The sequence below is a fragment of the Spirosoma pollinicola genome (assembly GCF_002831565.1).
Taxonomy (GTDB): domain Bacteria; phylum Bacteroidota; class Bacteroidia; order Cytophagales; family Spirosomataceae; genus Spirosoma; species Spirosoma pollinicola.
On record NZ_CP025096.1, the window covers coordinates 1,117,147 to 1,133,451 of the forward strand.

Genomic DNA, 16,305 nt, shown 5'->3' on the forward strand with positions numbered 1-16,305 from the left:
CCAATGTCGTTCAAAAAGAACAAAAAGCTCAACAGCGACTTTGCCAGCGTGACGATCAGTCTGGCATCGCCGGAGTCTATTTTGGAGAGTTCCTACGGCGAGGTAACACAGCCGGAGACAATCAACTACCGGACCTACAAACCCGAAATGGGTGGCTTGTTTTGCGAGCGCATCTTCGGGCCAGTGAAGGACTGGGAATGTCACTGCGGTAAATACAAGCGGATTCGCTATAAAGGCATTATCTGCGATCGTTGTGGTGTTGAAGTAACCGAGAAAAAGGTACGCCGGGAGCGTATGGGCCACATCGAACTGGTGGTGCCTGTTGCGCATATCTGGTATTTCCGCAGCTTGCCCAACAAAATTGGGTATCTGCTGGGCCTTTCGACCAAAAAACTTGATCAGGTCATTTACTATGAACGCTACGTTGTTGTACAGCCTGGCGTAAAAGCAGAAGATGGCATTAATCAACTCGATTTCCTGACGGAAGACGAGTATCTGGACATTATTGACAAATTGCCGGGTAACAACCAGCATCTTGACGACAAAGACCCGAACAAATTCATCGCCAAGATGGGGGCCGAAGCGTTAGAGATGTTGTTGTCGCGGGTAGAGTTAGACGAACTGTCGTACTCGCTACGTCACGCGGCTGCAACGGATACGTCGCAACAACGGAAAGCAGAAGCGCTGAAACGGCTTAAAGTCGTTGAAGCATTCCGGGAAGCAAACGGCCGTATTGAAAACCGTCCTGAATGGATGGTGATCAAGATGGTACCGGTTATTCCGCCCGAACTTCGTCCGCTCGTCCCTCTGGATGGTGGTCGTTTTGCTACGTCCGATTTGAATGACCTGTATCGTCGGGTTATCATTCGGAACAACCGTCTGAAGCGTCTTATTGAGATCAAAGCTCCCGAAGTAATTCTCCGTAACGAAAAACGGATGTTGCAGGAAGCCGTCGATTCGCTGTTCGACAACTCACGTAAAGTGAATGCCGTTCGTTCGGAAGGTAACCGTGCCCTGAAGTCGTTGTCCGACATGTTGAAAGGTAAGCAAGGTCGTTTCCGGCAGAACTTACTTGGTAAGCGTGTGGATTACTCTGGTCGTTCGGTTATTGTGGTTGGGCCTGAATTGAAGCTCCACGAATGTGGTCTGCCGAAAGACATGGCTGCCGAATTGTTCAAGCCGTTTGTTATTCGCAAACTGATTGAACGGGGTATCGTTAAAACGGTGAAATCGGCTAAGAAAATCGTTGACCGCAAAGACCCTGTTATCTGGGACATTCTGGAAAACGTACTGAAAGGCCACCCTGTTTTGTTAAACCGGGCTCCAACACTTCACCGTTTGGGTATCCAGGCATTCCAGCCAAAATTGATCGAGGGTAAAGCTATCCAGTTGCACCCACTTGTTTGTACCGCCTTCAACGCTGACTTTGATGGTGACCAGATGGCCGTTCACGTGCCACTGGGCCAGGAAGCTGTCCTTGAAGCGTCGCTGCTGATGCTGGCGTCGCACAATATCCTCAACCCTGCTAATGGTGCGCCTATTACGGTACCCTCGCAGGACATGGTATTGGGTCTGTACTACGTAACAAAAGGTCGCAAGAGCATTCCTGAGTACCCAATCTTGGGCGAAGGCATGACGTTCTATGGTACTGAAGAGGTAATCATCGGTATCAACGAAGGGAAAGTTTCCAAGCACGCCAACATTAAGTGTCGGGTTAAGGTCCGGGACGAAAATGGCGAGCTGGTTTATAAAGTCATTGACACTGTAGCGGGCCGGTTGTTGTTCAACCAGGCTGTTCCGGAAGAGGTGGGCTACATTAATGAACTGCTGACGAAGAAGAAACTTCAGCAAATCATTGCGCTTATCTTCAAAATCTCGGGCGGTGCTCGGACAGCTCAGTTCCTTGATGAAATCAAAGAGCTTGGTTTCCAGATGGCGTTTAGAGGTGGTCTGTCAATCGGTTTGAGCGACATCATGATTCCTGAAGCAAAACAGGGACTTGTTGACGACGCAAAAGCTGAGGTACAGGCTGTTTGGGATAACTACCTGATGGGTCTGATTACAGAGAACGAACGCTATAACCAGGTTATCGATATCTGGACGCGTGTGAACTCCAAGCTAACCGAGACGCTGATGAAGCAGCTCGAAGCCGACCAGGGCGGGTTTAACTCAATTTACATGATGATGCACTCGGGAGCCCGTGGTTCGCGTGAGCAGATTCGTCAGTTGGGTGGTATGCGTGGTCTGATGGCCAAACCGCAGAAAAACCTGCAAGGCTCAGTGGGTGAGATTATCGAAAACCCGATTCTGTCGAACTTCAAAGAAGGTCTTGATGTATTGGAGTACTTTATCTCAACACACGGTGCGCGGAAAGGTCTGGCCGATACGGCTCTGAAAACGGCCGATGCCGGTTACCTGACCCGTCGTTTGCATGACGTAGCACAGGATGTTATTATCAGTGAAGACGATTGCGGTACACTTCGCGGTCTGCAAGTGTCAGCTCTGAAAGATAATGAAGATATCGTTGAGCCATTATCTGAACGTATCCTGGGCCGTACTACGGTTCATGATGTATATGATCCGCTAACGAAAGAGTTAATCGTTGCATCGGGTGAATTAGTGACTGAAGAAGTTGCTGCTCACATCGACGAAACGAGCATTGAAACAGTCGAAATTCGTTCGGTATTGACTTGCGAATCGCGTCAAGGTGTTTGCGCCAAGTGTTATGGCCGCAACCTGGCATCGGGCCGCATGGTAGATATTGGCGAAGCGGTGGGTGTAATTGCCTCGCAGTCGATTGGTGAGCCAGGTACGCAGTTAACCCTTCGTACATTCCACGTAGGTGGTACGGCCTCTAACATTGCCGTTGATGCATCGATCAAAGCGAAATTCGATGGTTTGATCGAGTTCGAAGAAATGCGGACGGTTCAATCGGAAGACAACGACGGTAACCCATTGACGATCGTAATGGGTCGCTCGGGCGAAGTTCGGATTGTGAATCCAAGTGACCGGAGCGTCGTTCTGATCAGCAACAACGTGCCGTATGGTGCATTCCTGCGGGTGAAAGATGGCGACATGGTGAAAAAGGGCGACGATATTTGCGCCTGGGATCCTTATAACGCCGTTATCCTGTCTGAATTGACCGGTACGTTGAACTTCGACGCTATTGAAGATGGTATTACATACCGTGAGGAATTCGATGAGCAAACTGGCTTTCAGGAGAAAGTAATCATCGAAAGCCGCGATAAAGCGAAAAACCCGGCCATTGTTGTACAAGGCACAACAACGTTAACGTTGCACTTGCCTGATAACGATGGCGGTCCGTTGCAGAAGAGCTACAACTTACCTGTTGGATCTCGTCTAGTTGTGAAGGAAGGTCAGAAAATTAAAGCTGGTCAGCCGTTGGCGAAAATTCCACGTAACGTTGGTAAAACCCGTGATATCACCGGTGGTCTGCCACGTGTAACGGAATTATTTGAAGCCCGTAACCCGTCGAACCCCGCAGTAGTAAGTGAAATTGATGGCGTTGTAACGTATGGCGCTATCAAACGTGGTAACCGGGAGATCTTCATCGAGTCGAGAGACGGAACGAAGAAGAAGTACCTCGTGCCGCTGTCGAAGTTCATCCTTGTACAGGACAATGACTTTGTACGCGCCGGTGCTCCATTATCTGACGGTGCCATAACACCAAGCGACATTCTGGCTATCAAAGGCCCGACGGCCGTTCAGGAGTATCTGGTAAATGAAATTCAGGAAGTATATCGTCTGCAAGGGGTAAAAATCAACGATAAGCACATCGAAGCCATTGTTCGGCAGATGATGCAGAAAGTTGAGATCATCGACTCGGGCGATACCAACTTCCTCGAAGGTCAGGTTGTGGACAAATGGTCTTTCCGTGAAGAAAACGATAAAGTTCTTGACGCCAAAGTGGTAATGGACGCTGGTGATTCACCGAACGTTAAACCAGGGCAGATTGTAACGAGCCGTCAACTTCGTGACGAGAACTCAGGTCTGAAACGTCGTGATATGGCCCTTGTGACCGTTCGCGATGCTATGGCTGCTGTTTCGCAGCCAACGCTGATGGGTATCACGCAATCGTCTTTAGGTACAGACAGCTTTATCTCGGCTGCTTCCTTCCAGGAAACGACGAAAGTACTGAGCGAAGCGTCGATTCGTGGCAAACGCGACGTACTCGATGGCTTGAAAGAGAACGTAATTGTTGGTCACCTAATTCCTGCCGGTACAGGCCTTCGTCGCTACCAAACAGCGATTGTTGGCTCGAAAGAGGAACTGGAAACGATTACCGAATCCCGCGAACAGTACGCTCGCAGCAAAAAGAAGGCTACGGTGTAACCGTTGATCAATACAAGTAAAAAGCCCCGGCCAGAAATGGCTGGGGCTTTTTTTGTTCTCTATTTATATATGCCAATCAGCTAATGTGTTGAAATTCAATAGCTAAACATAGCCACCAGTGTAGCACATATTTTCTGATTGATGGCTTCGTCCAATTGACCAATTTTCTTTATCAACCGTAATTTATCAACACTCCTGGCCTGATCTAGTGTAACTTGTCCGTCTCGATTGTCAAACTGACAATCAACCCGAGTGGGATAAGGTTTTCGGGTACTTGTCAAGGGTGCAACCATGACTGTATTCAAATATTTATTAACCGAATCTGGTGAAATAACGATGCAGGGGCGTGTTTTTGCAATTTCACTGCCTTTCGTTGGGTCAAGAGAAACCAGCCATACGTCGAAGCGAGCTACTACCACTGCCATTCTGTTTGATCAAAATCGTTGGTCATATTCTCAAATAAGTCGTTCTCGGGCGAATGACCTGCGTCTATTGCTTTCTGGAACAGGCTATCCCAACTGGCACGTGGGTTTGATTGGACTGGCCGCAAAATGATAGCTCCGTCTATAACTTGTATATCAACTTCATTTTCAATGCCCGTTTGCTGAAGCAAAGTACGGGGTAGAATAATGCCTTGCGAATTGCCAATACGTCGGATGGGTATGTGCATAGGTATGGGTGTATGTTATAACAAAGATATAACAGATGGCAGAAAAATAAAATTGTATGAGCTATCTTTAGTGGGGTATTCTCTCCATAATGATATCACCGCATCAGTTCATCGAACGTAATACTTACATAATACAAGCCCCCAATGCGGGCTAGGCCATACCCCTGCGCATAATACTGATTGAGTAGGTTGGTGCCGCCAAGCTTTACAATTGCTTTATACGTTGGTACTTTATAGGATACCTGCGCATCCAGACTTGTCCACGAGGGTAGCCAGATATCGCCCGCCGTTGTGCCCTGTTCATACCACATTTTATCGGTCCAGCGGTAGGTTAGTGAAGCGCCAAACCGATCAGTAAGGCGGGGGTTCGATAAAGTAATGTTGTAACGGTTTTCGGGTGAGTTAAACGAATTTCGACCTTTTTGCGACACCTCCGGATTGCTCATTTTACGCTTTACAATGGGTACACCAGCATTGTCATTGACGATATTCCCCTGAGCATCGTGTAGCGTTACAGTGCCAACCTGATGTGCGAAATTACCGCTGAGCGTGAAGCCTCGTCCCAAACTGTATTCGGAACCTACGCCCCAGCCGTTCACAACTATCTCGTTGACATTATTAACGTTGATTTGTAGCGTCCGGTAAGCGTTTGTTGAAAAGTCGGAGATTTGGCCATTCGTGGGTTGGTAAAAACTCTGAGCCGAAATAAAGTCGGTGTATTGACTGTGAAAATAAAAAGCATCAACGTAGAGCTTGTTCTGAATCAAGGTTTTATACCCGACTTCCCACGTTTTCATTTTCTCTGTTGTGAAACTAGCCGGGTTATACGCCCGGCTGCGTAGTTGCGCTTCGGTTATACGCCCGGCTGTAAAATCCTTTACATCGCTATCCAGATACGCCGGATTTGTAAACAGCCCTGCCGACTCAGCCGCGAGTTGTGAACCACCCACATTGCCCCCCAGGCCCGCTGCCGGAGCGGCAAATAATTGCCCCGGTAAAGGGTTATGAAACGCCGACTGCCATGATCCACGGAAGTTATGCGGGCCAATGCTCACTACTACCGAGGCACGGGGCGTGAAACCTCCCTTAATATATTGATTTCTGTCGTATCGAAGGGCAATTGTTGGTTTTACCGTTGCTATAGTTCCTATGCTCAATTCTTTGGCTGCCTGCACATACGCGCCATATTCATTGATGGTATATTCTGAACCATCAGCTTTTAGTGGAATGATAGTTCCACCTGTGTTAAGCGCATACTGACGAAAGCTACCACCGGCAATAACCTCAGCTGCATTGTCTAACAGCTTCGTAAAATTGTACATGCCTTCGTAATGCCAAAGAGCCGAATTGTCGCGTAAGCGTGTTCCTCTTGCTGTGGTGGATCCCGGTATAAAGTCGGTAGTATACGTGTTAGCGTAATCATCGCGCACCGCGTTAAACTGATCGGTTCCGGGTACATAGCGTCCACGGTCGGCTGTGGCGCGGGACTCGCCAATGGTGAACTTATTTTCTATATAAACCTGCCCGAATTCGGCTGCCCATTGGTTGAGGGATTTCCATCTGTTATTGATGGCAGTAGCTGTTTGGCCAATATTCCAGGCTTCGGCCTGCTGTTGGGTGGTATAAGCTCGTAGAAAGAAGTTCTCACCCCGTAGTTCAGCCTTCACCTGATGGCGTTGGTAATTCGGAAAATATTCGCGGAATCCAGCCGTACGAACGAAGTTGCCATTACCATAGTACCAGCCCAGCGATGCTTCAATATTACCCGGCAGTTTGTAATGTACCGACACGCTGGCGCGGTTATTGAAGACTTTGCCGTTGTTGCCCAGTACCTCTAACTCTGTATAGCCGGTGCGGGTAACGAGCTTATTCTGCAACAGCGCGTTGGCATAATTTGCTGGAAACATAAACGCTCCACCGGTATTGATGTCATCACCGTAGCTGTTAACACCGTCGTATTGAAAGTTCGTATTTGGATTGTTGTTAGGTGTATACCCGATACCCGTAGCAATGCCACCCCTGCTGGGATCGGTAGTGAAAAAGTTGACACGGGCACGCGTTGAGCGATCGCTATAATCATCAGCAATGAAGTCAGTACCGCTCAACCGCTGAAAATTTACTTTAAATGCAAAGCGTTCACCTATTTGCCTGGCGTATCGGATAGCCACATCGCCGTAGCCTGTTGGCCCGAAATCCGCTTTGCCAAAATTATTGGCCCCTACCTTTAGTTGTGCGCTTAAGCCCTGGTACACAAACGGATTTTTATTCGACGTAACCAGTAATCCCTGCATAGCATCCGGACCGTAAAGAGCCGATGAGGCACCCGGAACCAATTCGATGCTTTCGACATCCAGATCCGAAATACCCGCTACATTGCCAACGCCAAACCCCAGGCCCGGCGAGCGATTGTCCATACCATCAGTTAATTGCAAAAAACGGGTATTGTCGTTGGCTCCAAATCCGCGCATATTAACAGACTTAAACGTCAGGCTTTGGGTGAGAAAATCAACACCTTTTACATACTGAAGGGCATCGAACGGGCTCATCGCTGTCGACTCCTGAAACTGCTTTATACCAAGCTTTTCGACAGTTATGGCCGCTTGTTGATTCTCTTCCGGCACCCGGCTTACCGAAACCACTACGTCTTTTTCAAGACTGGTTTCTTCACTTAATGTAATCTCAACTCTACGAAAGTTATTTCCCCGTACAGCTACATCCTGTTGTCGATAGCCAGCAAGTAATACATCGAGTATGAGGGGCAGTGACTCGTTCGTTTGTAAAGAGAACTGACCATTAGCCTGTGAGGTAATGCTCGTGTTAGTCCCTCTGATGCTAATTGTTGCGCCTGCTAAAGGTTGGTATTGATCGTTGGTAACGATTCCGGCAATGTTGATCTGTGCCCGGGCTGTTATCGTGCCAAACAATGATAAAAAAGAAAGTAGAAAGAGTTGATTCATCAGTGAGTGAGTGAAAGTAGTTGGATGCAGTAGGCGTAAACGCATAAAGGCTGTCTACGTTAAATAAAATTAACGTAAACAGCCTTTATGAATTCAATAACTTACAATCTGGTACTTATTCAGTTACTCAGTTGCTATCACTTATATTATAATTAAAATCGGGTTACATATTGGACTGTTTGACCCGATAGCACTTGTAGCACTATAGCTAGAATGTATAGCGCAAAGTCGTGCCGTATGTTCGAGGGTCACCAAGCACGGCTGCATACTGACCGGCATTACCGGCGGCTGGCAGTAGCTGCTCGAAATAATTTTTATTCGTCAAATTTCGTGACCATAGCAAAATGGAGATACCATTCGATGCCCGGAATCCAATTCGGGCGTTCACCAGCGTATAGCCGTCGATGTTCAGGTAGGCCGATGGCGACGGGCTCGACGAGAACGAGGAGCGGTAGTAACCATCAAGAGCTGCGAAGAACCGGCCATCCAGGCTTAACAACTTCCCGGCACCGGACACCTCGCCCCCTAAGGAACCTGCCCATTTGGAAATGCCGGGCAGAGCACCCCCCGAAATGTCCTTAAAGGCTGATTCTCCGCCGGTTTCTTCGAGCGGGACGGGTGCGTTTTTGAAGGAGACATAGTTGCCATCGGTATAGGTAACGGCTCCATTGAACGAGAAGTTATTACCAACTCGAATGTTTCCGTCGAGCTCAACGCCGGTAACACGAACCTTCTCGGCATTGGCCAGATACCCTCTGTTTACGCCCACTTCGGCGGTTTGAACCTGCGTCTGATAATCTTTGATATCCGTGTTGAATACCGTCACATTAAAGGTGGAGCCTGGAGTTGGTCTGGTTTTTACACCAAGTTCGTAGTGGGTTACGTATTCAGGTTTCACTTTGGCCAGATCAATTAACGTCACCCCGTTTGCCGTAGGAAGCCCGCCCAGGTTGACACCAATCGGCTTATAGCTATTGGCATAGGTTGCGTAGGCATTCAGTTTCTTACTGGCTTTGTAAGCCAGGGTCACTTGCCCCGAGAAGTTGTTGTCCTCTACCCCAAACGCGAAAGCCTGATTTGTATAAAGCCCGTTCTTCAACGCGATCAGGGCAGGGTCAGTCGTTTGTAGACCACCGTAGGTTTCGCGTTTGTAGTCTACATCCTTCTTGTCGTAGTTAAACCGAAGCCCCGGTAGCAAATGCCACTTATCGCTGATAGACCAGTCAAGCTGACCAAATACAGCCGCACCAAAGGTCTTGAGCCTCGATGTTGTTCTTGTGCCAAAGCCATCAAAAAGGCCGGGGGTTTTCCATAGGGCACTGGTCGAACTTTGGGCAAACCGCCATTGAGCAGAACCCGATTCTTCCGTTTGAACAGGATCTGATGTTAAGTCCTGGTCGATAAGGAAAACCCCGGCAACGCCACTCAACCGTGACGAAAACTGTCCTGCATACCGAATTTCCTGTGTCCATTGCTTATGCCGCGAATTGCCCGCCGATTTAGTTAGCGCAGGCAGCCCCGTAAAGTCTCTGTCATTCGATGGGTCCCAGACCCAGTAACGCCAGGCTGAGGTCGACGTTAGTGTACCTCTTCCAATTTTTGCATCAACATTTACCGAAATACCGCCGAGGTCATTGTTGGCACGCAGGGGCGTATCGACATCGGTAACGCGGTCGAATGGATTCGTCGTTGGTAATTTATAGCCAAGATCGGTTATGATCGCATTGAACTGACGGTAGGCCGCCCGTTTCGTCGTGACAACCCCTGCTACCACAGTGGCATACCCATCGGGCCGTTGGCGCGAATTATCGCCTGTTATGGTAATCGCAACCTTTTCGGATGGCTTATACAACAATTGAGCTCTGTACCCCAGATTATTCAGAGTATTTGTGGGTTTCAGCGTAGTCGTGTTGTAGATGGTTCCATCGCGTTGCGTGCTGGAAAACGACACCCTGGCAGCAAGCTTACTGCTCAATGGGCCGGTTATCGACGCTTTAGCCTGCATGTAATTATAATTCCCGTAGCTTGTTTCAAAGGTAGCGCCGGTCTGAAAGCTAGGGGCGCGTGTCGTAATGTTAAAGGCACCGGCAGTGGTATTCTTGCCAAAAAGTGTTCCCTGAGGGCCACGCAATACTTCAACCTGCTCAATATCGACGAAATCAAGTGCCGTTGCTGCCGGACGAGCAAAGTACACACCGTCTACATAAAAGCCTACGCCGGGGTCAATACCGTCGTTGGTAAGCCCGAAACTCGAACCCAGCCCCCGAATGTTAAGCGTTGTGTTCCGGGCGTTAGAGGCATAGAGTTGCACACTGGGAACCAGTTCCTTCAGTCGGTTTACGTTGAAGGCTCCGGCATCTTCAGCACGGACACCGCTTATCACCGAGATCGGAATAGGTACATCCTGCGCCGATTCCTGACGACGTCGGGACGTGATAACTACGTCGGCTAATTGATTGCTGCCTTCTTCGAGTTTGATCTCTACATTGTCATTGCTTAAAACAACTTCCTGAGTCTGGTAACCTAAGTAAGAAACGACAACAACAAAAGGGAGTTTCTGGCCGGTGAGCAATGTAAACTGACCATTTAGATTGGTTGCTCCCCCGTTTGTCGTTCCTTTAATAACCACCGTTGCGCCAATCAGGCTTTTTTCGGTGCGGGCATCAATTACTTTTCCGGTGATCGTTGCATTGATGACAGGGGCATTTTGAGCGGATAGAAACAGGGGCATTAAAATGGCCCCAATAAGAAAAGCGGACTTTAAAATTCGTTTCATTGTCAATTTTGTTTGATACTACTTGTGATGCACACATCACAAAATACACCCGGCTCTATCTGGCTAAATCTAGGCTCTGTGCGTATTTTTTTGGTCTGATTCAGTCGTATTAATAAGCCAGATTAGCTGGTGAAATGAGGTTGTTTTTGTATTCTCCCTATTCTCCCGGTTGTAGATAGACTATTAGTACTTATAGTCTATTGATCTAATAGATTATGCAAAGCAGCGGTTTCCTGACTTCACTTCCAAATAATAATTTGTGATTTCGGACTACTTGGATAATTATCTTTATTAAAATATAATTAATATGAGAAAAGTATAAGATAATTGATAAATGAAGGATTGTAAATAAATATTTCCTGTAGACATAAAAAATCCGGTTAGCCATGATGAATAGCTAACCGGAGAAAAAAGCGATAATAAGCTATAGCTATTTTAGGCCGCCCGGCTACTTTGCGGACGACGGAGTATGGTCGAGCGTAAGGGCTGTGCCGGGTTACGGGCTTCTTCAATAACCTGTTCCGATACCATACCTAAATGATTGGCGCGTTTCAGAACATAATCGAACGGAAGGTTAAAGTAGTTTGATACTTCGCTGCGGAAGCTGTCCGGGAATCGCGACAAACGCAGCCCGAAGAACTTACGCACCTCGGCTTCGGGCAACATAGCGGCCAGCGCTACCCGTTCTGCTTCGACAAGCAACTGGTTCCGAACAGGGTAGAGGTGTTCCAGACCTATCGAGGCTGCCAGAATATTCAGGAACAGATTTTTGTACATGGCCGACAGTTCTGCTGGTAAAATAATCCAGCCCTGTTCCCGAAACTTGGACGAAAAACCGGTTAGACCTTTCTCTCCGCGAATTTCGCCAGCGATGAGCTCGTTCGGGAAACGCAGTTGGTTCGCTTCTGTGTTGGCATCTATTTTCTGAAGACGGAAAACGATGGCTTCTACAGGGCTTTTCGTAAATAACAGGTCAGCGGGTATAGCGCGGGTATTTTCCCACTGATCGGTCATACGCATAAACAGACTTTCGTTGACGGGCAGGTTTTCGGCATTGCCCAAACTGATGAGCATTTGGCGAAAAGCCGCCAGAAAATCAATCTGGAGCTGATTCGGATTTGATCGTCCTTTTTTCATTCGGATTGAGGTGCCAGATGTTGGTTTTTAAACCACTTTCCAGCTCATTAGTATGGTTGTTTGTTGGAAAATTGGGGAAGTAAATATACGTAATAAGCCGCTGATTACAAAGGCGTAACGTAAAGATAATCCGGGGTAATTTTCTGTAGCGTGGCATGTAGCCTGGCGTGGTACTCCGGGCAGACGAAGACTAATTTTGCGGGACCTTGTTAGCCTTCGGCTACCCGCAGTACCACGCTAGGCTACTTGAAAATTACCATCTACAGCCACCAATACATCCCTCAACTAAATTCTGTATCTCAGTGTCTATACGAAACAAATACAAATCAAATACCGCTTCGTTGGCTTAATACTGTCAGGAAAGTTTATTTTTACCCTACGTTTACACTTCTTGCAATCTGTATGCAATCTCGTAGCCACCTCAGTCAATGTTTACGTATCTGTACGCTTCTAGTCTTTCTTAGTCTGGGTTTGCTGTCAACCGCTCCGGCGCAGCCACAACCGAACGTAAAATTCGCCAGTAAATTTGACTTACTCGAAACGACGATCAGCGATATTCACCGGGCTTTCCGCAACGGAAACCTGACGAGTGAGCAACTGGTTAAGGCTTATCTGGAACGTATTAAAACTTACGATCAGCCCACCAAACTCAATTCGATCATTCTTGTAAATCCGGAAGCTATCGCTACCGCTCGTGCGCTGGATGCTGAGTTTAAGAAAACCGGTAAACTGCGGCCTCTGCACGGGATTCCGGTTATCGTAAAAGACAACTACAATACAAAAGGGCTACAAACGACGGGGGGCTCTGTTGCCCTGAAAGGCTTTGCGCCAACCGAAGATGCCGGGCAGGTAAAGAAACTGCGCGAAGCCGGGGCCATTATTCTGGCGAAGGCCAACATGGCAGAATGGGCTTTTACGCCCATGCATTCGCAGAGTTCAATACTGGGCGAAACGCTCAACCCCTATAATCTGGCGTATGTACCCGCCGGGTCGAGTGGAGGGACGGCGGCAGCGGTGGCAGCTAACTTCGGCACGATTGGGCTGGGTTCCGATACGGGTAATTCTATTCGGGGGCCATCGTCCCATAATGCGCTGGTGGGTCTGCGGACGTCGCTGGGGCTGGTGAGTCGGTATGGTATTATTCCATTGTTTACCCGTAATGATGTGGGCGGACCGATGTGCCGTACGGTGGAAGATGCCGTCAGGATACTGGATGTTACGGCCGGATACGACCCCAAAGACCCGATTACCAAAAACAGTCAAGGCAAAGTGCCGGAAAATTACACACAGTTTTTACGGAAAGATGGTTTGAAAGGAGCTCGGATCGGCGTCATGCGTCAATTGAGCGATAAGAACATTCACCCTGAAATTAAACAGCTCTTCGATCAGGCGCTGGCCGATATGGCTCGGGCGGGGGCCGAAATTATTGACGTAACTATTCCTGAGTTCGATTCGCTGCGGGCCAATCAGTCGTGTGCCGAGTTCAGAACCGACATTGAAAACTACTTACAGACCTTCGTGAAGCGGGATACTCTGAAAACGCTGGAAGATATTATACGCATTGGCGGCTATTCGGACATTGTGCGCGACCGGCTGACCTATCAGCAATCGCACTCAGGTCGCGCGCGGCACCCCGAAATTCCCTGTGGCGATCCCTTTACCGATCCATTGCGAATTGCCTACCGGAAAGGTGTCGAAGCCGAAATGAACCGGCTCAAGGTCGATGCACTAGTGTACCCAACCTGGAATTACCCGCCCGCGCTGGTCGGCGATGCAAAAGGCTACAAAGGTGATAATAGTCAATTAGTGGCCCCGGCTACCGGCCAGCCTGCGTTTACGATTCCTATGGGCTATACCACCGGCGATTTGCCGGCCGGTATCCAGTTCCTGGGCCGTATTTTTGACGAGCCGACCCTCATTCGCATAGCGTATGCCTATGAACAGCAAACCCACCATCGAATGGCACCCAAACGGTTTGGGGCTATCGGTAACTAACATACTAACGAATCACCAATTTTCAGTCCATGAATCGACCACCATTACAGCCAATTGGCCTCCTGATTACAGTACTTGTTTTCCTGAGCGGGTATTCCCTTCAGGCTCAATCCTTCACAAAAGGCGAGATTGCCCGCTGGCAGCAAAAAGCCAAACAGGTAACCATCACCCGCGATACCTGGGGCGTGCCGCACATCTACGGAAAAACCGATGCTGACGTGGTGTTCGGGTTACTCTTCACCCAATGCGAAGATGACTTTGGGCGGGTCGAAGAAAACTACATCACGTCCACTGGCCGACTGGCTGAAGTAGATGGTGAGTCGGCTATTTACCACGATCTGCGGGCGCGGCTATTTCTGGACACGACACAGGCCATTGCCATTTACAAAAAGAGTCCGCTCTGGATGAAAAGCCTGCTGGATGCCTTCGCCGACGGGGCAAACTATTATCTCTACACACATTCAGAGGTAAAACCCCGGCTACTGAAACGTTTCCAGCCCTGGATGCCGCTCATGTTTAGCGAAGGCAGTATTGGCGGAAATATAAGCGTGGTTTCCACCGAACGGCTGAAAGCGTTTTACGAGCAGCGCAAATCGACATCCTATATTGACTACAGCGACCATTACGAACGCGAATCCATTGGCTCGAATGGCTTTGCCATTGCCCCTGCCAAAAGTGCGACCAAAAATGCGCTGTTGCTCATCAATCCGCACACCTCTTTTTACTTCCGCTCGGAGGTACACATGGTTAGTCAGGGGGGATTGAATGCGTATGGGGCCGTGACCTGGGGGCAGTTTTTCATCTATCAGGGTTTCAACGAAAACTGCGGCTGGATGCACACCACCAGCTATGCCGACTCGATGGATGAATACCTTGAAACCATTGAGAAAAAGGGAAATGCCTTATACTACAAGCACGGCAAGGACCTCAAGCCGGTTCGTACGCAGAGTGTGCATATTCCCTACAAAACGGCAAGCGGGATGCAATACAAGGATTTTACGATGTACTTCACGCAGCATGGGCCTATTGCGGGAGAGAAAGACGGAAAATGGATTGCCATCGACATGATGAACACGCCCCTAAACGCACTCTCACAATCGTATTTGCGGACGAAAGCCACCGGCTACGACAGCTTCAAGGAGGTGATGAAACTCAACGGAAACGCATCGAACAACACGATTTTTGCCGATAAAAATGGCACCATTGCCTATTGGCACGGCAACTTCATGCCCAAACGTGACCCCAAATTCGATTGGGAAGAACCCGTTGATGGCAGCAATCCCGAAACCGACTGGAAAGGGTTACACGCAGTCGATGAGATTGTGCAGGTGCGCAACCCGGCCAGCGGCTGGATTCAGAATTGCAATTCAACGCCCTTCACGGTTTCTGGCAGCAGCAGCCCCGACAAGAGCAAGTACCCGACGTACATGGCGCCCGATGCGCAAAACTACCGGGGTGTCAATGCCGCCCGTGTCCTGAGCCAGAAAAACCTTTTCACACTCGACACGCTGATTGCGGCTGCCAACGACCCGCACTTAGTCGCGTTCGATGAGCTTTTGCCTCCGTTATTGACCGCTTACCAAACCGTTTCGGCCGATGCCGCGAACCAGTCGAAAGACCTGTCCGAAGCCATTGACGTGCTGAAAGCCTGGGATAAATCATACGGGAAAACGTCGGTTGGGCAAACGCTGGCTATTTTCTGGGGCGAGAAAATACAAAAGCTGGCCCGAAGCCGTGCGGCTGGCGACCAGCAAGTCAACAATCAATTGACATTTGCTGCCTATACCATCAGCAGTACCTCGCCACAGGAAAAAGTAAAAGCGCTGGCCGATGTCCTTACCGACCTCACCCGCGACTTTGGTACCTGGAAAACGCCCTGGGGCGACATCAACCGCTACCAGCGTCTGACTGGCAAAACGCAGGAAACGTATGACGACCTGAAGCCCAGCATCCCCGTTGGTTTCACGTCCTCGGCCTGGGGTTCGCTGGCGGCTTTTGCGGCCAAAACCTATCCCGGCACCAAAAAGCGGTACGGCAGCGTAGGCAACAGCTTCGTGGCGGTGGTTGAGTTTGGCAAGCGCGTCACAGCCCGCTCGGTGGTAACAGGTGGACAAAGCAGCCAGCCCGGCGCCAAACACTTCACCGACCAGGCTCCTTTATACTGTGAGGGTCAGTTCAAAGACGTACTCTTTTACCCCGAAGACATTCAGAAACAAGTAGAGAAAACGTACCATCCAGGGCAGTAGGGGAGGTCTTCACAAGCCGAAGCTACCGTTAAGTCATGTTGATGTAACAGAGGTTGGAAATTGCATGGGGTAATGATTCCTTTATGTCAACAATATCACCTACATCATTCTAGTAAGGAATTCGAGGAGCTAGAAACGCTTATTAATGCATTGGCTATAGTTGTGCAGTTG

Annotated in this window: 8 protein-coding genes; 3 read left to right on the plus strand and 5 right to left on the minus strand. The window is 48.9% G+C overall.

What is annotated here, in order from left to right:
- Window positions 1-3 precede the first annotated feature (3 nt).
- A complete protein-coding gene (gene rpoC, locus CWM47_RS04885; protein WP_100986741.1) occupies window positions 4-4,353 on the plus strand; it encodes a DNA-directed RNA polymerase subunit beta' in 4,350 nt (1,449 codons plus the stop codon).
- A gap of 95 nt (window positions 4,354-4,448) precedes the next feature.
- On the opposite strand, the gene CWM47_RS04890 is transcribed toward rpoC, so the two are convergent.
- The 5 genes from CWM47_RS04890 to CWM47_RS04910 form a co-directional block, all read right to left on the minus strand.
- Window positions 4,449-4,778, minus strand: coding sequence for a type II toxin-antitoxin system PemK/MazF family toxin (locus CWM47_RS04890; protein WP_100986743.1), 330 nt, complete (start codon window positions 4,776-4,778; stop codon window positions 4,449-4,451).
- Window positions 4,766-5,023, minus strand: coding sequence for an AbrB/MazE/SpoVT family DNA-binding domain-containing protein (locus CWM47_RS04895; protein WP_100986745.1), 258 nt, complete (start codon window positions 5,021-5,023; stop codon window positions 4,766-4,768). The genes CWM47_RS04890 and CWM47_RS04895 overlap by 13 nt, the downstream gene beginning before the upstream one ends.
- A 95-nt stretch (window positions 5,024-5,118) precedes the next feature.
- Window positions 5,119-7,980: a TonB-dependent receptor domain-containing protein gene (locus CWM47_RS04900; RefSeq protein WP_100986747.1), complete on the minus strand. Its 2,862-nt coding sequence runs from the start codon at window positions 7,978-7,980 to the stop codon at window positions 5,119-5,121.
- Window positions 7,981-8,188: 208 nt separating this feature from the next.
- Window positions 8,189-10,756, minus strand: a complete 2,568-nt coding sequence (locus CWM47_RS04905; RefSeq protein WP_100986749.1) for a TonB-dependent receptor — start codon at window positions 10,754-10,756, stop codon at window positions 8,189-8,191.
- Between the two features lie 435 nt (window positions 10,757-11,191).
- Entirely contained in the window at window positions 11,192-11,893 is a 702-nt protein-coding gene (locus tag CWM47_RS04910) for a hypothetical protein (RefSeq protein WP_100986751.1), read from the minus strand.
- Between the two features lie 402 nt (window positions 11,894-12,295).
- On the opposite strand from CWM47_RS04910, the gene CWM47_RS04915 reads away from it, so the two are divergent.
- The gene (locus CWM47_RS04915; protein ID WP_100986753.1) at window positions 12,296-13,888 is read left to right on the plus strand and encodes an amidase; all 1,593 of its coding nucleotides are present in this window, start codon (window positions 12,296-12,298) and stop codon (window positions 13,886-13,888) included.
- Between the two features lie 29 nt (window positions 13,889-13,917).
- Window positions 13,918-16,134 carry a penicillin acylase family protein gene (locus CWM47_RS04920; RefSeq protein WP_100986755.1) on the plus strand — a complete coding sequence of 739 codons (2,217 nt, stop codon included), beginning with the start codon at window positions 13,918-13,920 and terminating at the stop codon, window positions 16,132-16,134.
- Window positions 16,135-16,305: the final 171 nt, after the last annotated feature.